This window comes from Pelagibacterium sp., assembly GCF_048264985.1.
Classification (GTDB): domain Bacteria; phylum Pseudomonadota; class Alphaproteobacteria; order Rhizobiales; family Devosiaceae; genus Pelagibacterium.
Genome location: NZ_JBLXCL010000001.1, coordinates 1,128,078 through 1,145,975, shown reverse-complemented (window position 1 = coordinate 1,145,975; position 17,898 = coordinate 1,128,078). Strand labels below are relative to the sequence as shown.

Sequence of the window (17,898 nt, the reverse complement as noted above, 5' to 3'; positions counted from 1 at the left end):
CGCCTTCTCAATCAGTGGCCCGGCACCGGTTCGGCACCCATCGGTTGGGGTGGTGGCCGGCGAATAAAGAACGCCGCCACGATCGCAAACATGGAGATGACGGCGCCAAACAGGAAGGCGAGCTGGATACCCTGCGACATCGCCGGTATTACCTCCACGCCTTCTGCGACCAAATCGGCCGCGCGTAGGGTCATCAACGAAACGAACAAGGCGATACCTGCTGCCCCGGCGACCTGCTGAATGGTGCCGATCACTGCGCTGCCATGCGAATAGAGATGGCGAGGCAGCGAGCCGAGACTGGACGTAAACAGCGGGGTAAACATGAGTGCCAGCCCCAGGCTGAGTGTGACGTGGAGCGCCAGTATAAAATAGATCGAGGTCGATTGGTCCAACGTGGTCATGCCCCACAAGACGCCACTGACCAGTACTGTACCCGGTACAATCAACACCGTGGGTCCTAGCTTGTCGAATAGCCGCCCCACAATTGGGGCCATCATGCCCATGACCAGCCCACCCGGCAAAAGCATCAGCCCCGACTGCGAAGCATCAAGGCCCAATACATTCTGCATATAGATCGGCAGCAGGATGAGCGAACCAAACATTGCCATCATGGAAATGCCCATCATGACGACACTGACCGCGAATACCGGCGTTTTGAACGTCCGCAGATCTAGCAAAGCCGCGTCGCGCTTCTGAAGAGAAAATTGGCGCGCAACGAACATACCAAGACCTACAAGGCCAACCAGCACCGGCGCCCATGCGGGGAAGATTGAAGCACCGCCGCCATGGGATGCATCGCCACCGAGACTGCTCAAGCCATACACCAATCCGCCAAAGCCAAGCGCTGCAAGGACCACCGAGATGAAGTCAAGCGGTGCCTTGGATGGAGTTGTAACGTTCTGAATCTTGGCGGCACCAAGCGCCAGAGAGGCAAGCGCGATGGGCAGCACAAGATAGAACATCCAGCGCCATTCCAAATGCTCCAGAATGAACCCGCCGATGGTCGGCCCGAGCGCCGGCGCCACCGAAATGACAATCGAGATGTTGCCCATGGTCCGCCCCCGGGATTCTGGCGGGACCAGGTTCATTATCGTGGTCATCAACAACGGCATCATGATTGCCGTGCCGCACGCTTGAACGATGCGACCTACCAACAAGAGTTCAAAGCCCGGCGCTATACCCGAAAGCAAAGTGCCGGCACTGAACGCCGACATCGCCAGGACAAACACTGGGCGCGTGTTCAGTCGCTGCAACAAATAGCCAGTGATCGGAATAACGACGGCCATGGTCAACATGAAAGCAGAAGTGAGCCATTGCGCAGCACTGGCGCTGATCTGAAGATCCTCCATCAAATGAGGGATCGCTACGCTCATGATGGTTTCATTGAGGATCACCACAAAGGCCGAGACCAGAAGCAGGCCAATAACCAAGCGGTTTCGAGCCGTGTTGTCGGGTTCTTCCATTGGCGATTGAGGCGCAGATGCGCCGTTCACATCAGTCGGTGACATTGGATATCTCTTAGTCTGGCGGACCCGCCGCTCCAGCGCGCACGCAAATTTGGGCCGTGTTCATTCTGCCTGTTGAAAACGAAAGTCAAGGCAACGCGAAGCAATCCTTTCATGACTGGAGCGCATGACGGTCGAATAATACTTGCCCCGCAGACCTTATGGGCCTTCACTGTGAAGGCTGGCCACTGGTTCAGCCAAACAAGGAGACCGGGGCTGCATCGCGTGTTCGAGGGAAGCGGGGCCGCACCAATCAAAGGATGAGGATCAACATGTATTTTCTACGTAACGGCGGCATTTTGCTTTCCGCCGCACTCCTTTCATCAGTGCCTGTGTGGGCTCAGGACGTTCCGCAGCCTGAAGATACGACAGCCATTGCCGATAACGAATCCGTGATGGCACAGGATTTCATGATAGCGTCGGCACACCCACTGGCCACACAAGCTGGCTATGACGTGCTGGCTGCGGGCGGCTCCGCGGCCGATGCGGCTGTGGCGGTTCAAACGATGCTTGGGCTTGTCGAGCCGCAAAGCTCGGGGTTGGGAGGAGGCGCGTTCCTTCTCTATTGGGACGCTGCGAACAGTGAGCTGTCCACCTATGATGCGCGGGAAAAGGCTCCGCTGGCCGCGGATGGCGACTACTGGCTCACCGATAGCGGCGAGACCATGGAGTTTATGGACGCTGTGATCGGCGGCCGCTCGGCCGGCGTCCCAGGCACGCCGATGCTCCTCGAAACTCTTCACGACGATCATGGAACAATGGATTGGGCCGAACTGCTTCAACCGGCGATCGATACAGCCGAAAGCGGCTTTACCGTCACCCAGCGTATGGCGGATTCCATTGCCGGTGCCACGGGTCTGGATCAATTCGTAGCGACGTCTGAGTATTTTCTCCCGGGCGGAGAACCGATCGCACAGGGCTCAACCCTAACCAACCAAGCCTATGCCGACACGCTCAAGCTCTTTGCCTCCGAAGGAGCTGCTCCCTTTTATACTGGCCAGATCGCCGAGGACATTGTTGCGGCGCTCAATACCAATATCAATCCGGGCATTCTCACTATGGAGGATTTCGAAGCCTATGACGTCGTCATGCGCGCCCCTGTCTGCATGGATTATCGCGGCTATGAAGTGTGCGGCATGGGTCCCCCCTCATCAGGGGCATTGGCTGTGGGCCAGATTATGGGGGTACTTGAGCCATTCGATATTCCCTCAATGGAAGACGGGGTCGAATTCCGGCATCTGTTCGCTGAGGCGTCTCGCCTGGCCTTTGCCGATCGCGGGCTCTACCTAGGCGATAGCGATTTCGTCGAGATCCCCGAAGGATATCTTGATGACGCATATCTGGCAGAGCGCAGCGCACTGATCGACCAGGGAGCGACCATGGGAACAGCGTCCCCCGGTGTACCGCCAGGATGGGACGAGGCACGTCTCGCATCCGATATCGAAAGGCCGCGGGCCGGAACATCCCACTTCGTTATCGTCGATGGAGAGGGCAACGCTATTTCGGCAACGACAACTATTGAGAGCGGCTTTGGCAGCCGTGTCATGACACGCGGCTATCTGCTCAACAATGAGTTGACGGACTTCTCATTTTCGCCGGAAGCCGATGGCGCCCCCATCGCCAATCGCGTCGAGCCGGGTAAACGCCCCCGCTCCTCCATGGCGCCGACAATCGTTTTCGAAAACGATAGCCCAGTATTGCTGACCGGCAGCCCAGGTGGCGCAGCGATCATTCACTATACCGCGCTTTCATTGGTTTCGATGCTCGATTGGGGCATGGACCCGCAAGACGCCATCGACCTGCCCCACGTGACCAATTTCAATGGCCGCACAAACATCGAGGAAGGCGACGGGTCTGCCGAACTGGCGTCAGGTCTGGAAGCTCTTGGCCATGAGGTCAATGTCACCAACCTCAATTCGGGCCTTCACGTCATCGCCATTACCGATGACGGTCTGATCGGTGCTGCCGACAAGCGCCGCGAAGGCGTCGTAATGGGCGAGTGAGACTTAGCGCGGCGCACTGTTTGGTGCGCCGCGTTCACTTGGCCGGCGATTGTCCGCCCAGCATTACCGTCAGCTCCTCGGCCGCACCGGCGATCAAACGACCAAGGACATGCAGGCGTTCATCGCTTACCCGCATAGCAAGACCAGAAATCGATATCGCACAAAGCGCTTCGGACTGTGTATTGTAAACGACCGCAGCAGCGCATCTTAGACCGATCACGAATTCCTCATCGTCGAGCGCATATCCGCGCTTGCGAATGGCAGCGATGTCCGCAAGCATCCCTGAAATGCTAGTTATCGATTTCTCGGTTACCTTGCGCAGTTCGCTGCGGCCAATCGCGGCTGCAACATCAGCATCGGGATAACTTGCAAGGATCGCTTTTCCCATTCCCGAATTCACCATGGGCGCCCTGCCACCAACCTTGGTGATCGCTCTCATGATTTCGCGGCTTTCGACCTGGGTCAAAACCACGACTTCCGCGTTATCGACAATGCCAAGGTTTACAGTTTCTCGCGTCTGGTCGCGCAGTCTGCGCAGAAGCGGCAAAGCCGGTGCAACAAAGTTCCGCTGACGAACGAATGCAGACCCAACCGAAAACGCGCTTCGCCCCACATGCCATCGGATCGGTCGAACTGAACAAATCGCCGCTGTTCGAGGGTCGTAAGCAGCCGGTGAACTGTCGAGACTGAAAGGCCGGTGCGCCGCGCGAGGTCGGTCAAGCGGCTCCCCTCTTCGTCCTGGCCGAGAACTTCAAGTATTGCCATGGGCCCTGTCGACCGATTGCACAATGCCCGAACGAGGCTGCGGACTGCTCAACATTTCACTCATGGCATCGTTCCCCCGGCACTTCTTTACCATGATCCCATTCGTCATGCTGCATGCCCCACAATAGGAGTGTTTTGCCGGTCAACCAGTCAAGAGCGATGGCATCCCAAATGCCCAATCCACTACTCGGCGATCTGCTCGAAAGCCAGTACAGCAGCTTCGACGCCGCACGGCTGACTGCAGCCGCAGCCGTATTCATCTATAATAGCTTTTTCTTGCTGGCTTTTGGCGCGTACCTTGAATCGCCCGACGCTATGGCGTGGCGCATCTGGCTGCCGAGACATCATTGGCCACCGGCTCGTTGTTATCGACCTTGATCGAGCGGTCCTGTCTGTCGCTTGAAAGCAAACGACGTGTTCTGATCCCGGCAGTTTGGTTCAGTCCAAAAAGAAGGGCCCGCCGTAGCGAGCCCTTCCCTAATCGTGCTGTTGGCGCATTCAGCGCTTGCCGGCAATTTTTCCGGCGACAGCTGCTGCAGATGGCGCCCAACCTTCAAATGAAAGGTCGCGTTCGCCATCATTGTCGCGAATAGACGTGGTCAGTCCCATTTCATTGAGCAAGCCCAAAAAGGGCTGTGGCGGCAGTTCTTCCACATTGACCATCTTGTGGCAGTCCCAAATGCCCTTGGCGACAAGGATCGCCGCGGCAACGGGGGGGACGCCGGCAGTGTAGGAGATGCCCTGGCTGCCAACCTCATTGTAGGCTTGCTTGTGGTCGGCAACGTTATAAATGAAGATCTCACGATCTTCGCCGTCCTTCTTACCCTTGACCAGATCACCGATGCAGGTCTTGCCCTCATAGTTGGGCGCAAGTGATGACGGATCGGGCAATACGGCCTTGACCACCTTGAGCGGCACCACTTCAAGACCTTCGGCAGTCGTGACTGGCTGCTCAGAGAGCAGGCCCAGAGAATTGAGAACCGTAAAGACATTGATGTAGTGTTCGCCGAACCCCATCCAAAAACGGATATCGGGAACGTCGAGATTGCGCGACAGCGAATGCAGTTCGTCGTGGCCGGATAGATATGAAGTGTGCGACCCCACGACCGGCAGGTCGTCGGTGCGCGAGACTTCAAACATCTTGTTGGTCTGCCACTGACTGTCCTGCCAGGAATAAACCACGCCGGTAAATTCGCGGAAATTGATCTCGGGATCAAAATTCGTAGCGAAGTACTTGCCGTGCGAACCGGCATTGATATCGATGATATCGATGCTGTCTACAGTGTCGAAATACTCGTCGACGGCCAACGCTGCATAGGCATTGACGACACCAGGATCGAACCCGGCGCCCAGGATTGCCGTAACACCGGCCTTCTCGCACCGCTCACGCCGCTTCCATTCGTAATTGCCGTACCAGGGCGGCGTCTCACAAATCTTGTTTGGCTCTTCATGGATGGCTGTGTCGATATAGGCCACACCCGCCTGGATGCACGCTTCGAGCACGCTCATGTTTATGAAGGCGGAGCCAACATTGATGACGATCTGCGACCGTGTCTTGGCGATCAGCGCCTTGGTCGCGTCGATATCGAGCGCATCTAGGTGATGGGCTTCGATAACACCGGGCTTTTTGAGGGACTTCTTTTCGAGCACGCTCGAAACGATGGCCTGGCATTTATCGAGCGTGCGCGATGCGATGTGAATATCGCCAAGCACGTCGTTCGCCATTGCAGCCTTATGGGCGACGACTTGCGCCACACCTCCAGCACCGATAATCAGCACGTTTTTTTTCAATTTTCACGAAACACCTTTTCAGAGGTTGAACCAAGCTACGCACGCTGTCGGAAATCGGGATCTCACCCCTGGTTACGACAGGCTCTGCGCGTAGTCCTCAAACGTGAACTCTTTGACGAGTTCCACTTGCCCGTCCAGGTGACGTACCGCGATTGACGGCATCTGGACCCCGTTGAACCAGTTTTTCTTGACCATTGTGTAGCCGCCGGCATCGAGGAACGAAATACGGTCCCCGGCCTTGAGCTCATGGGGGAACTGGAACTCTCCAAAAATGTCTCCGGCAAGGCAAGTTTTGCCGCAGACAATATACGTGTAGGGGCCTTCATTGGGCTCTACATTCGTGTATTCGCTATAAGTCAACAGATCGAGCATATGCGCTTCGGTCGATGAGTCAACGACAGCGACGTGCTTGCCGTTATAGACGACATCCAGCACGGAAACTTCCAAAGTGGTCGACTTTGTAACAGAGGCTTCGCCAGGCTCAAGATAGAGCTGGATGCCGTAGCGCTCGCTCATTTCCCTAAGCCGCGCGGCGAGCTTGTCGATCGGATAATTATCGTTTGTGAAACGGATTCCGCCGCCAAGGCTAACCCATTCCAGACCATGCATAATATCGCCGTAGCGATCTTCAATCGTTTTGAGCAGAGCATCGAGGCTGTCAAACTCGTCATTTTCACAGTTGAAGTGAAACATGACGCCCGAGATCGTATCGAGCACGGGTTTGACGCGCTCCATGTCCCATTCGCCCAACCGCGAAAATGGCCGCGCCGGATCAGCAAGAATGAAATGTGAGTGAGATACACCAGGGTTCAGACGCAGTCCGATCATCTTTCCCTGCGCACGTGCTTTATCAGCATAGCGCTCGAGTTGGTTGACCGAATTGAAGATGATCTTGTCGCACTCTTCTATAGCTTCATCGATCTCGTGGTCGGCCCAGGCCACCGAATAAGCATGGGTTTCGCCGCCGAACTTTGCCCGGCCAAGCTTCACTTCATTCAGCGATGACGACGTGGTGCCATCCATGTGCTTGGACATGATGTCGAAAACCGACCATGTCGCGAAGGCCTTGAGCGCAAGTACGCATTTGACGCCGGAAGCCTGACGCAAATACGATATTTTTTCCAGATTTCGGAGAAGTACCGATTTGTCGAGCAGATAATAAGGTGTCTGTAGCGTCAATTCTTGCGTTCGAACCTCCTTGGTTCCCGACGGGGAAACTGAGCATAAAAAAAATCCGCGCCGGATGAAACGCGGAAGACACCCCATCTAACGATTGGCCGGGGCAGACACAAGACCTTGCCTACAAAATTTTGGGCTGGGCCAAGCCTCACTTTGCCGCAGCCAAAACACATGCTCTAAAGCACCCATGAAAAAATTGTTCGTCATTGGCATCGGCACTGGAAACCCGGAGCATCTTAGCGTGCAGGCTGTGTCTGCGCTCAACCAGACCGATGTGATTTTCATCCCCACCAAGGGAGAGGAGAAATCAACGCTGGCCGCCATTCGCAAATCGATTTGCGAGCGCTACATTTCGCGCCCGTTCCGACTTGTCGAATACCCAATATCGTCTCGAAACGAGGCCATCGGCGATTACACGCAGCGTGTTCACGATTGGCACGAACTCATCGCCAACAACTATGTGGAGATGTTCCAGCAAGCGCCAGATGATGCGACGGGCGCGCTGCTGGTTTGGGGCGATCCGGGTCTTTACGACAGCACTTTGCGCATACTCGATAGCGCCAGGTCCAAATCCAGCCTCCAGTTCGACATTAAAGTCATTCCTGGCATAACGGCCATTGCCGCTTTGACAGCGGCCTTTGCAATTCCGCTGAACACCATTGGTAACCCAGTGACAATAACCACTGGCCGGAAGCTAAGAGCAGGCTGGCCGGAAGGGGCGGATACCGTTGTGGTCATGCTTGACGGAGAAAAGACATTTGCCGACATCGTACCCGACGGGCTCCATATCTATTGGGCGGGCTATGTGGGCATGGAAGAGCAGATCCTTATCGAAGGCCCGCTTTCCGTTGTCCGCGGTAGAATTTCGACTGCCCGGGATGCTGCACGCGCCCGCCATGGCTGGATCATGGATATCTATTTGCTGCGACGCCGATAGATTTCACTTTCCTTTGAATCGATAAACGCGACTAAGCCATTGTTTCCTTGAAGTTCCCAACCAATGTACGGCGCTCACAATATGTTCGCGCGCACTAGGCCAGCGCCGCGGTGCTTGCTAAGAGACCCAGATGACATCATCCCAAACTCCCCGTGGCGCCTGCCCTACCCTCGACAGCCCTATGGCCGTTGCAGATGGATTGCTTGCCCGGTTTCGCCCCCAGGCAGGACTAAGATCAAATCAGCTCTCAGCGCTCGCAGACGCGGCAGAGGCAAACGGCAACGGCTTGATCGAGATCACTGCTCGCGGCAATCTTCAAGTGCGCGGCCTTAAACAATCTTCTGCGGAGGCGTTTCGTAAAGCGCTCGCGGAGTCAGGCATCTTCGCTCAGCCGGCGCCGGCCATTGAGATTTCACCATTGGCCGGCGACGACCCCAAAGCCATCACTGACCCGCGCCCCCTAGCGAGAGCAATACGCGCCGTATGTAACGAGGCGCTGGAACGCGATATCTTATCACCAAAGCTTTCAATTGTGCTCGTTACCGGTGGGCAGATTCTTCTGGATGGGCTCAAGGCCGATATACGCCTCATCGCGCGTCCCGACGGCTGGGCACTCGAACTGGGCAGCGACACTATTGGAGAGTTGGACCAGAGCGAGGTTCCTGCGGCCGTTGGAATAATACTTTCTGCGCTTCAGTCCGAGGGCCCACGCTCCCGGGCCAGCGACCTTTCCGCTCCGCAGATCGCTGCGCAGATCGAGAATCTTCGCCCCCTCGCCCACTCAAGCGTGCGCCCGGCCAGCTATATGGTCGGACCCTTGAGCCTTTCGGGACAAGCTCCGGCCCTACGCGTGGGTTTGCCGTTCGGCCAGGTCAAGGCACGTCAAGTGCGAGATCTGGCGCAAATCATGTCAGAACTGGGCGTCGAAGAGGCCCGCACTGCACCCGACCGCTCACTCGTACTGCTGGGCTTTGATGCATCGGTTCTGCGAGATCTTGCACCGGCACTGTCCCGGGTCGGCTACTGGACAAGGCCGGATGCAACTGGGGTAAAACTCTCGATATGCTCTGGCGCTGAAGACACCGACGCTGGCGTCATTCAGGCTGCCGAACTAGCGCAGGCGTTTTATTCCGCCGCGCCCGAATTGATTGATGGCTCATTTCACGTTCACGTTTCCACATGCGCAAAGGGCTGCCCTCATGCGGGCCGTCCCGGAATCGTGCTCGATGGCAGTCAACTGACGCTTTACCGCGCACCCGACGCCAAACCGCTTGCAACGCTTGATCCTGCCGCTATTGAAACCGGCATCGTTTCTTTGGCCAATCGAATCCGCGATACTCGTCAACCGGACGAGACGACGCTTTCGGTGCTTGGCCGGCTGGGGCATCAATGATTCAATATGACTACATTCGTGAAGGGCAGGAAATTTACCGCCAGTCCTTCGCTACGATCCGCGCCGAAGCTGACCTATCACGCTTCGCGTCGGATGAGGCTGAGCTTGCCGTTCGGATGATTCATGCATGTGGCATGGTAGAGGCGGCAAAGCACTTTCATTTCAGCTCAGGGTTTGTTCAAGCTGCTCGCGATGCGCTCGAGCGTGGAAAGCCGATCTTTGCAGACGCAGAGATGGTAGCCCGCGGGGTCACCCGGTCGCGCCTGCCTTCCGAAAACGAAGTTGTCTGCGAGATCAACAACATCGAAACCCCGTTCCTGGCGCAAGACCACGGCAACACCCGATCTGCCGCAGCAATACATATCTGGCTGCCGCGCCTGGAAGGCTCGGTGGTGGCTATAGGAAATGCTCCAACGGCTCTGTTCCACCTACTTGAACTGTTGCGCGATGGCGCGCCAAAGCCTGCGGCCATCATAGGCATGCCCGTAGGGTTCGTGGGAGCAGCGGAGTCAAAACAAGCACTTATGGAAAATTCCTATGGTGTACCCTTCGCCATAGTCGAGGGTCGACTAGGCGGTAGCGCAATGACTGCGGCTGCTCTCAATGCACTTGCGAGGCCCGGCATATGAGCCCGATCAAAGGCAAGCTGATTGGTGTAGGCACTGGTCCGGGCGATCCAGAACTTTTAACGCTGAAGGCCGTCCGCGCCATCCTCGATGCCGATGTTGTCGCGCATTTCCTCAAGCGCGGCAGACCGGGAAATGCCCGCGCCATTGTCGCGCCACACTGGCCGGACGATGCAATCGAATTGCCGCTGGAATACCCGGTGACAACCGAGGTCCATCGCCATGACCAAAGCTACAAGAGCCAGATTGCTTCGTTTTTCGACGATGCGGCGCTGCACATCGCCCACCATCTCGATCAGGGCAAGACAGTCGCCGTGCTTTCGGAAGGCGATCCGTTCTTTTATGGCTCTTACATGCACATCCATGTGCGATTGGCGCCCGCCTATCCTACCGAAGTGGTTGCTGGGGTCACATCGCTTTCGGGCTGCTGGTCGCAGGCTGGTGTCCCCTTGATGCAGGGAGACGACACTTTCACCGTCTTGCCAGGCACGCTCGATCTTGCCGATCTACAAGTCCGTCTTGGCGCGACTGACAGTGCCGTCATCATGAAAGTGGGGCGCAATCTGCCAAAGATTCGTGAAGCGCTTCAAGCTGCCGGAAAATTCGAAACCGCGATCTATGTCGAGCGCGGAACGATGGATAACGCCGTGGTCATTCCGCTCAAGCATCGTGACGACAGCCCTGCCCCCTATTTCAGCCAGGTTCTCGTGCCCGGCTGGAGGGCCAGACCATGACCGGCACGTTGTACGTTATCGGGACAGGGCCAGGCAGCCCCGAGCAAATCACGCTTGAAGCACAGGCTGCCATCGCCGCCTCAAGTCATTTTTTCGGCTACAAACCCTACATCGAGAGGCTTAACCTGGGACCGGCTCAGATTGCCGTGCCATCAGACAATCGTGAGGAATTGGACAGGGCACGCTCTGCGCTCGTTCTTGCGGCAGAGGGCAAGTCCGTAGCAATGGTCTCAGGAGGCGATCCTGGAGTATTTGCGATGGCATCGGCCGTTTGCGAGGCCATCGACACTGGCGAGCCCGACTGGCGCGGCATCGAGCTTGTCATCGTTCCGGGTGTGACGGCCATGCTCGCAACAGCAGCGCGGATCGGCGCTCCGCTGGGTAATGATTTTTGCGCGATGTCCCTTTCGGATAACCTCAAGCCATGGGAAGTGATCGAACAACGCCTGCGCGCTGCGGCTGGAGCGGGATTTGCCATCGCCTTTTACAACCCGATATCGAAATCGCGCCCATGGCAGTTGGGAAAGGCTCTGGAGATACTGCGTGAAATTCTGCCGCCAGACACCGTGGTATCGGTTGGCCGAGGCGTGGGCCCGAACCGGGGCACCATAGGGCACCGATCGCTCTCTGAGCTGGAAGCCGAGACTATCGATATGTCGACATGCATAATCGTCGGCAATCGATTCACGCGTGCCATCGCGCGGCCCGACAAACCCGATCTTGTCTACACACCGCGCTGGGTGCCCGATAATGACTGACCGCTGGCTTACTGTTGTCGGCATCGGTGAGGATGGGCTGGATGGCCTTACGGACCTCACGAAATCCTTGATAGCCAACGCTGAAGTCGTATTCGGTGGGGAACGGCACCTGCGCCTTGTGCGCGGTATGAACCTCGCCGAGCAACGACGCTGGCAAAGTCCGATCGAGACCTCAATCGAGGAGGTCGCGCGACTGCGCGGCCGCAAGCGCGTCTGCGTATTGGCGAGTGGTGATCCTTTTCACTACGGAATCGGCGCGACACTGGCACGGCGAATACCTGCCGTTGAAATGCTGGTGATTACCAGCCCTTCATCATTCTCTCTGGCAGCTGCGCGGATGGGGTGGCCATTGCAGGACGTCACCACTGTATCCTTGCATGGGCGCCCTGTCGCCCTTGTGTTGCCACACCTGCATCCAGGTCGCAAAATTCTTGCGCTGACATCCGATGAGAGTGGGCCAGGCGAGATTGCCGCACTTCTGACTGGCGCTGGCTTTGGTCGCAGCGCCATGACGGTTCTCGATGCGCTGGGAGGGCCGCGCGAGAAGGTCCGCACGAGCATCGCCCAATCCTTCAACATCGAAGATTCCAGTGCGCTCAACGTATTGGCGATCGACGTCCTTGCTGACGAGAATGCCCGTATACTACCGCTCGCGCCGGGCTTGCCCGATAATTTGTTCGACCATGACGGGCAGATCACGAAGCGCGAAATTCGAGCGCTCACCTTGTCCGCCCTGGCACCACGGCGCGGAGAAGTGTTGTGGGATATCGGTGCGGGGTCGGGTTCGGTAGGCATCGAGTGGATGCTGTCGGACCCCTCGCTTTCAGCGATTGCCATAGAAGCAGACCCAAATCGAGGCGCGCGCATCGCCGAGAACGCAGCTTTGATGGGTGTGCCCGGCTTAACAATCAGAGTCGGACGTGCGCCCAAAGTCCTTGAAAAGCTTGAACAACCCAATGCGATCTTTATAGGCGGCGGAGGCACTGAAGAGGGCGTGGTTGATGCTGCAATCGCTGCCTTGCAACCCGGGGGACGCCTCGTGGCCAACGCCGTCACGCTTGAGATGGAAGCACTTCTCGCACTGCTGCACCAGCAGATGGGAGGCACATTAACCCGTATTCAGATAGCGTGGGCCGAACCTTTGGGTGCAATGAGCGGCTGGCGGCCAGCCATGCCAATCACCCAATGGGTTTGGGTCAAATGAGCGTCCATTTTATTGGCGCCGGCCCAGGCGCTGCCGACCTGATAACCGTGCGCGGGCGCGACTTGCTGGCCAAATGTCCGGTCTGTCTTTACGCAGGCTCTATCGTACCAAAGGAACTGTTGGACTGGTGCCCCAAAGGCGCGCGTCTTGTCGACACAGCCCCTCTGTCGCTCGATGAAATAGAAGCCGAGTATATTGCGGCGCACGCCCAGGGACTCGATATCGCTCGACTTCATTCTGGCGACTTGTCCATGTGGAGCGCAGTGGCCGAGCAAATCAGACGTCTTGATGCCAGAGCGATCCCTTACACACTGACGCCCGGCGTGCCGGCTTTCGCTGCCGCGGCGGCAGCGATGGGGCAAGAGTTGACCAAACCTGCGCTCGCCCAGAGCCTTGTGCTGACACGCGTATCGGGGCGGGCTTCAGCGATGCCTGAAAACGAAACACTTGGCAATTTTGCGTCCAGCGGGGCGACGTTGGCAATCCATCTGGCCATTCACACCCTCGATACGGTCGCAGCCGAGTTAACGCCGTTCTATGGCGCGGACTGCCCCGTCGCAATCGTTGCCTGGGCAAGCTGGGAACAAGAGAAAATCATACGCGGAACCCTGGGTGACATTGCCAGCAAAGTCGCAGTCGACCCTATCGAGCGCACTGCGATCATCTTCGTAGGACGAACCCTTGCCGCTGAAGGATTTTCGGATAGCGCGCTTTACGATCCCAACTATCAGCGTCGCTTCAGGGGCCGTGACTAGTCAGTGCCGCCACGGCATCGTGATGGCTGAGAAACACTCGACCAGTGAGATGATCAAGAAAGTCGGTGCGTTTGAGCCGATCCATCACCGGTCCTTTCACCTCTGAGAGATTAAGCCCAATCCCTTGTTCCCGCAGGCGAATGTTGATCGCTTCAAGACTTTCGAGCGCCGACATGTCGATTGCGTTGATCGCGGGACACATCAAAATGACCTGCGTTATATCCTGCCGTCCGGAAATCTCATTGGCGATGCGTTCTTCCAGATAGCGCGCATTGGCAAAATAGAGACTTTCATCTACGCGAAGAGCCAATATGTGAGGGTCGGTACGGACCTCGTGGCGTTTGATATTGCGGAAGTGCTCGGTACCTGGCACACGACCGACAATGGCCATGTGAGGACGGGAACTGCGATAAAAGAACACGAGTATGGACGCAGCGACGCCGAGCGAGATTCCGACTTCCACACCAAAGACCAGAGTACCGGCAAGGGTCGACATGACGGCGACAAAGTCGGCTCTTGAATAATTCCAGGACTTCCTGAGGATCGAGAAGTCGACGAGCGCCAGGACCGCAACCACGATTGTGGCAGCCAATGTGGCTTTTGGCAGGAGCGCGAGGAACGGCGTCAACAACAGTGTCGCCACAGCAATGCCGACCGCAGTGAACATGCCCGCTGCCGGTGTAGCAGCGCCGGCATCATGGTTGACGACAGAACGCGCAAAGCCGCCCGTAACTGGAAAGCCAGAGCCAATTGCGGACGCGATATTGGCAGCGCCAAGTCCCATGAGTTCGCGATCCGGATCGATCCGCTCTCTTTTCTTGGCGGCCAGGGTCTGAGCCACCGATATCGACTCGACGAAACCGACGATTGAAATAATGAGCGCCGGCACGATCAAGGCGCCTATGATATCGAAGTCCAGACTGGGCACTGATAGCAGCGGGATGCCCTGCGGCACATCGCCGACCAGCGCCACCCCGAGGCCACCAAGGTCGAAAATGTAAGAAGCACCGATGGCCAGCAGCACTACAACAACAGGCGCAGCGCGAACTGCAAGAGTTGCCGTAGCGGCCGGCATGCCCAGTTGAACAAGTGTCTGCTTCATACCAAGCCTGACCCAGATCAGGGCCGCAAGGGACGACGCGCCAACCGCCAATGTATAGGGATTGATCTGACCCAGTCCTTGGGTAAGAGACGCCAGCAATTCCGGCATGGCATGGCCATGGCTTGAAATGCCGAACAAACCGCCAAGCTGGCTCGTCGCAATGATCAGACCCGACGCTGTGATGAAACCCGAGATAACTGGGTGAGACAGAAAATTGGCTATAAAGCCGAGCCTGAACAGCCCCATAAGGGCGAGAATACCACCTGAGAGCAACGCCAATATGATGGCCGCGCTTGCATAGTCGGCAGTACCTTCCTGCGCGACCCGACCAACCGCCGCCGCTGTCATCAGCGAGACGACCGCGACCGGACCGACGGCCAACGAAGTTGACGAGCCGAAAATCCCATAGACCACGAGCGGCAGGATTGATGCGTAAAGTCCCACCTCCGGCGGCAATCCAGCAAGAAGCGCGTAAGCCAGCGATTGCGGGATCAGCATGATCGTGACGATCACCGCAGCGAGAAAATCCCGACCGAACTTGTCCCGCGAATAGTGCCTGCCCCAATTGAGAATGGGGACATATTTTTCCAACATGGCGTTCTGACCTACCGGGCTAAGGTGGCGTAGAGGCTGCCTGCGCGGCCACCAGAGCGACAATAGCCAAGTACTGGACCATCGACATCGGCCATCGCTTCATGAAATCGAATGATTTGCCCTTCGGTCAACTGACCGGACACTGGCACATGAAATGCCGACAGACCGTGCCCGCGCGCAGCGGTTTCGATCTGGGCAAAGGTGGGCTGGCCCGCCTCTTCATTGTCGGGTCGCGCGCAAACGATGCCAACAAAGCCCATTGCTTTGAGACTTGCGATATCGGCCACTGCAATCTGTCCCGTGGTAGAAAAACGGTCGTCGATCTTGTTGATATTCATCTGGTTCACCTTGAAGTCTGGAGAGTTTTTGCCGAAGCGAACTGGCGCACGCCACGAGCAAGCACGATGCCGCCTATCATTGCTAAGACGAAGACGAAGGCATCGGGCTCGCCAAGTCCGAGCGCCGGAATAGAGCCGCCTGGACAAAAGCCGGTAATCCCCCACCCGATGCCAAAGATTGCAGAACCTGCAACGATCGGAATGTCGACGGCTCTGGATGCCGGCAAATGAAATTTGGCGTCGAAAATCGGAGCCGGACGTTTGAGCACGAAAAGATAGCCGATCGCGGTCACGGCCAGCGCACCGCCCATGACCAGAGCCAAGGATGGATCCCAAGTGCCCGCGAAGTCAAAGAAGTTGAGGACTTTTGCAGGATTGGCCATACCCGAGACGGATATGCCTGCGCCAAAAATCAAACCGATCAGTCCGGCAAAAATGACTTTTTGCATTAGAAACCTCCCAGAAGATGGCGCACAACGAACACTGTAGCGGCAGTGGATGCCATGAAGACGAGCGTAGCCACAATTGAACGCGGCGAGAGACGGGCAATGCCGCAAACGCCGTGGCCGGATGTGCAGCCCGAGCCGAAATAGACTCCAACGCCCACCACAATCCCACCAGCGACCAGCCATGGCATCGGCACCGGGCTTTCAAAACTGATGACATCGCCAAACATGGCAGCAATCAGCATCGGTGCAATGATTGCGCCAGCCAGAAATGCCGCGCGCCATGCCCAGTCTGACTGTACTGGAGGGATCACTGCGGTCAGAATGCCCGTCATTCCAGCAATCCGTCCATGGAGCGCCATGAGGAGGACAGCAGCCAGCCCAATCAAGCCCCCGCCGAAAAGGGAGAGCAAAGGTGTAAATTCAGTCATTGATTTACCTTGATGTCTTGGAAGCAGATGGAAGGAGGGTCACTGGGCATCAGGGCCGCAAAACAGGTCATACATTGTGGACACCATGGCCCTCACCTTCGGATCGGAAAGACTGTAGAAAACAGCCTTTCCTTCCTTGCGACCTTCGATCATCCCGGCACTGCGCAACTCGGCGAGTTGTTGCGACAAGCCGGGCTGTCGTATGTCGAGAAGGTCTTCGAGCTCACGCACGCTGCGCTCGCCTTCCACAAGCGCGCAGACGACAAGCAGCCTGTCCCGATTTGCAAGCTTTTTAAGAAAACCTGTCGCCTCATCGACCTTGCCTTTGATGACGCGGGTCTGGGCGGGCAGGTCCTGGGATTGGCTCTCCGTTACCATGGTGCCCCTTCCAGCGCATCAAGCGGAATCTTGAGATAGCGCGTGCCATTCGACTCAGGCTCGGGCAGCCGGCCACCATTTGTGTTGATCTGCAAGGCATGTAGGATCAGCTTGGGCATAGGCAACGTTTTATCGCGAGCATCACGCACCGCCTGGAACGCGTCCTTAGTCGTGTATTTCGCCATATGGATATTGGTCGCCTTCTGTTCGGCGACAGTCGACTCCCACTGCGGTTCGCGACCGCCTGGCTGGTAGTCATGGCCCGTAAAGACGCGTGTCTGATCGGGCAGCGCCAGTATTGTCTGAATAGAGTTCCAGAGAACTTCCGAGCTTCCACCCGGAAAATCGGCGCGGGCCGTACCGCTATCGGGCATGAACAGCGTATCGTGGACGAAAGCAGCGTCTCCGATCAGATAGGTGATCGATGCGAGCGTGTGTCCGGGCGAGAAAATGACGCGAGCTGGAATGTTGCCGACTTTGAAGACTTCGCCATCAGCAAACAATCTATCCCATTGGCTACCGTCGGCTCTGAACTCAGGCCAATTGTAGATTCCCTTCCAGAGCTTCTGAACCTCAACGACCTTTTCGCCGATCGCCGTCGGCGCACCTGTCTTGCCCTTAAGATATTGCGCTGCCGAAAAGTGATCGGCATGAGGATGGGTATCGAGGATCCACTCCAGTTCATAGCCCTCGTCCTTTATGAACGCGAGCAATGTGTCGGCCTGCATGGTTCCAGTACGGCCCGACTTTTCATCGTAGTCGAGAACCGGGTCGATAATGGCGCACTTTTTTGTCTCCGGGTCGACCACCACGTACTGAATGGATGAGGTCCGAGGTTCGTAAAAACCGGTGACTTCTGGATTTGCGGACATATGAGCGTCTTTCTAGGCAATACGATATTGATCTGATCGCCTAGATAGCAATGATTGCATTTAATTGCAATAATAAAATCGCAATAT

20 protein-coding genes are annotated in these 17,898 nt (G+C 56.9%); 9 read left to right on the top strand and 11 right to left on the bottom strand.

Annotation, left to right across the window (positions count from 1 at the left end):
• Window positions 1–11 precede the first annotated feature (11 nt).
• On the bottom strand, window positions 12–1,508 hold the full coding sequence (locus tag ACN0TA_RS05645; protein WP_417580667.1) for an MDR family MFS transporter: 1,497 nt from the start codon (window positions 1,506–1,508) through the stop codon (window positions 12–14).
• 269 nt (window positions 1,509–1,777) lie between these two features.
• Here ACN0TA_RS05645 and ggt point away from each other — a divergent pair, with 269 nt between their 5' ends.
• A complete protein-coding gene (gene ggt / locus ACN0TA_RS05640) occupies window positions 1,778–3,508 on the top strand; it encodes a gamma-glutamyltransferase (RefSeq protein WP_417580665.1) in 1,731 nt (576 codons plus the stop codon).
• A gap of 34 nt (window positions 3,509–3,542) precedes the next feature.
• Here ggt and ACN0TA_RS05635 read toward each other — a convergent pair whose 3' ends face one another.
• Together ACN0TA_RS05635 and ACN0TA_RS05630 are read right to left on the bottom strand one after the other, a co-directional pair.
• Entirely contained in the window at window positions 3,543–4,055 is a 513-nt protein-coding gene (locus tag ACN0TA_RS05635) for an IclR family transcriptional regulator (RefSeq protein ID WP_417580663.1), read from the bottom strand.
• Window positions 4,010–4,273, bottom strand: coding sequence for a helix-turn-helix domain-containing protein (locus ACN0TA_RS05630; protein WP_417580661.1), 264 nt, complete (start codon window positions 4,271–4,273; stop codon window positions 4,010–4,012). Before ACN0TA_RS05630 ends, ACN0TA_RS05635 begins: the two co-directional genes overlap by 46 nt.
• Window positions 4,274–4,444: 171 nt before the next feature.
• On the opposite strand from ACN0TA_RS05630, the gene ACN0TA_RS05625 reads away from it, so the two are divergent.
• Window positions 4,445–4,651 carry a hypothetical protein gene (locus tag ACN0TA_RS05625; protein WP_417580659.1) on the top strand — a complete coding sequence of 69 codons (207 nt, stop codon included), beginning with the start codon at window positions 4,445–4,447 and terminating at the stop codon, window positions 4,649–4,651.
• A gap of 120 nt (window positions 4,652–4,771) precedes the next feature.
• Here the strand turns inward: ACN0TA_RS05625 and ACN0TA_RS05620 are convergent, their stop codons facing one another.
• Both ACN0TA_RS05620 and ACN0TA_RS05615 read right to left on the bottom strand, forming a co-directional pair.
• On the bottom strand, window positions 4,772–6,064 hold the full coding sequence (locus ACN0TA_RS05620; RefSeq protein WP_417580657.1) for a saccharopine dehydrogenase NADP-binding domain-containing protein: 1,293 nt from the start codon (window positions 6,062–6,064) through the stop codon (window positions 4,772–4,774).
• 72 nt (window positions 6,065–6,136) lie between these two features.
• The gene (locus ACN0TA_RS05615) at window positions 6,137–7,243 is read right to left on the bottom strand and encodes a carboxynorspermidine decarboxylase (RefSeq protein WP_417580655.1); all 1,107 of its coding nucleotides are present in this window, start codon (window positions 7,241–7,243) and stop codon (window positions 6,137–6,139) included.
• Window positions 7,244–7,430: 187 nt separating this feature from the next.
• Between ACN0TA_RS05615 and cobF the strand changes: the two genes are divergently transcribed.
• The 7 genes from cobF to cobM all read left to right on the top strand — a co-directional run bounded on the left by cobF (window position 7,431) and on the right by cobM (window position 13,650).
• Window positions 7,431–8,180 carry a precorrin-6A synthase (deacetylating) gene (gene cobF, locus ACN0TA_RS05610; protein ID WP_417580653.1) on the top strand — a complete coding sequence of 250 codons (750 nt, stop codon included), beginning with the start codon at window positions 7,431–7,433 and terminating at the stop codon, window positions 8,178–8,180.
• Between the two features lie 130 nt (window positions 8,181–8,310).
• Window positions 8,311–9,573: a hypothetical protein gene (locus ACN0TA_RS05605; protein ID WP_417580651.1), complete on the top strand. Its 1,263-nt coding sequence runs from the start codon at window positions 8,311–8,313 to the stop codon at window positions 9,571–9,573.
• Window positions 9,570–10,202 (top strand): precorrin-8X methylmutase, encoded by a 633-nt coding sequence (locus ACN0TA_RS05600; RefSeq protein WP_417580649.1) that lies wholly within the window; start codon window positions 9,570–9,572, stop codon window positions 10,200–10,202. Before ACN0TA_RS05605 ends, ACN0TA_RS05600 begins: the two co-directional genes overlap by 4 nt.
• Window positions 10,199–10,933: a precorrin-2 C(20)-methyltransferase gene (locus tag ACN0TA_RS05595; RefSeq protein WP_417580647.1), complete on the top strand. Its 735-nt coding sequence runs from the start codon at window positions 10,199–10,201 to the stop codon at window positions 10,931–10,933. Before ACN0TA_RS05600 ends, ACN0TA_RS05595 begins: the two co-directional genes overlap by 4 nt.
• Window positions 10,930–11,691 carry a precorrin-3B C(17)-methyltransferase gene (gene cobJ, locus ACN0TA_RS05590; RefSeq protein ID WP_417580645.1) on the top strand — a complete coding sequence of 254 codons (762 nt, stop codon included), beginning with the start codon at window positions 10,930–10,932 and terminating at the stop codon, window positions 11,689–11,691. The genes ACN0TA_RS05595 and cobJ overlap by 4 nt, the downstream gene beginning before the upstream one ends.
• Window positions 11,684–12,895, top strand: a complete 1,212-nt coding sequence (gene cbiE, locus ACN0TA_RS05585; protein ID WP_417580643.1) for a precorrin-6y C5,15-methyltransferase (decarboxylating) subunit CbiE — start codon at window positions 11,684–11,686, stop codon at window positions 12,893–12,895. Before cobJ ends, cbiE begins: the two co-directional genes overlap by 8 nt.
• Window positions 12,892–13,650, top strand: a complete 759-nt coding sequence (gene cobM, locus ACN0TA_RS05580) for a precorrin-4 C(11)-methyltransferase (protein ID WP_417580641.1) — start codon at window positions 12,892–12,894, stop codon at window positions 13,648–13,650. The genes cbiE and cobM overlap by 4 nt, the downstream gene beginning before the upstream one ends.
• Here the strand turns inward: cobM and ACN0TA_RS05575 are convergent.
• From ACN0TA_RS05575 to ACN0TA_RS05550, 6 genes are read right to left on the bottom strand one after another with little or no spacing between them, the layout of a single operon-like run.
• Window positions 13,634–15,346 (bottom strand): SulP family inorganic anion transporter, encoded by a 1,713-nt coding sequence (locus ACN0TA_RS05575; protein ID WP_417580639.1) that lies wholly within the window; start codon window positions 15,344–15,346, stop codon window positions 13,634–13,636. The two genes, cobM and ACN0TA_RS05575, sit on opposite strands and share 17 nt — an antisense overlap.
• An 11-nt stretch (window positions 15,347–15,357) precedes the next feature.
• A complete protein-coding gene (locus ACN0TA_RS05570) occupies window positions 15,358–15,684 on the bottom strand; it encodes a TIGR01244 family sulfur transferase (protein ID WP_417580637.1) in 327 nt (108 codons plus the stop codon).
• 5 nt (window positions 15,685–15,689) lie between these two features.
• Window positions 15,690–16,133 carry a DUF6691 family protein gene (locus ACN0TA_RS05565; RefSeq protein ID WP_417580635.1) on the bottom strand — a complete coding sequence of 148 codons (444 nt, stop codon included), beginning with the start codon at window positions 16,131–16,133 and terminating at the stop codon, window positions 15,690–15,692.
• A complete protein-coding gene (locus tag ACN0TA_RS05560) occupies window positions 16,133–16,561 on the bottom strand; it encodes a YeeE/YedE family protein (protein ID WP_417580633.1) in 429 nt (142 codons plus the stop codon). Before ACN0TA_RS05560 ends, ACN0TA_RS05565 begins: the two co-directional genes overlap by 1 nt.
• A 39-nt stretch (window positions 16,562–16,600) precedes the next feature.
• Window positions 16,601–16,939 carry an ArsR/SmtB family transcription factor gene (locus ACN0TA_RS05555; protein WP_417580631.1) on the bottom strand — a complete coding sequence of 113 codons (339 nt, stop codon included), beginning with the start codon at window positions 16,937–16,939 and terminating at the stop codon, window positions 16,601–16,603.
• Complete coding sequence (locus ACN0TA_RS05550) at window positions 16,933–17,811, bottom strand: MBL fold metallo-hydrolase (protein ID WP_417580629.1); 879 nt, start codon at window positions 17,809–17,811, stop codon at window positions 16,933–16,935. The genes ACN0TA_RS05555 and ACN0TA_RS05550 overlap by 7 nt, the downstream gene beginning before the upstream one ends.
• Window positions 17,812–17,898: the final 87 nt, after the last annotated feature.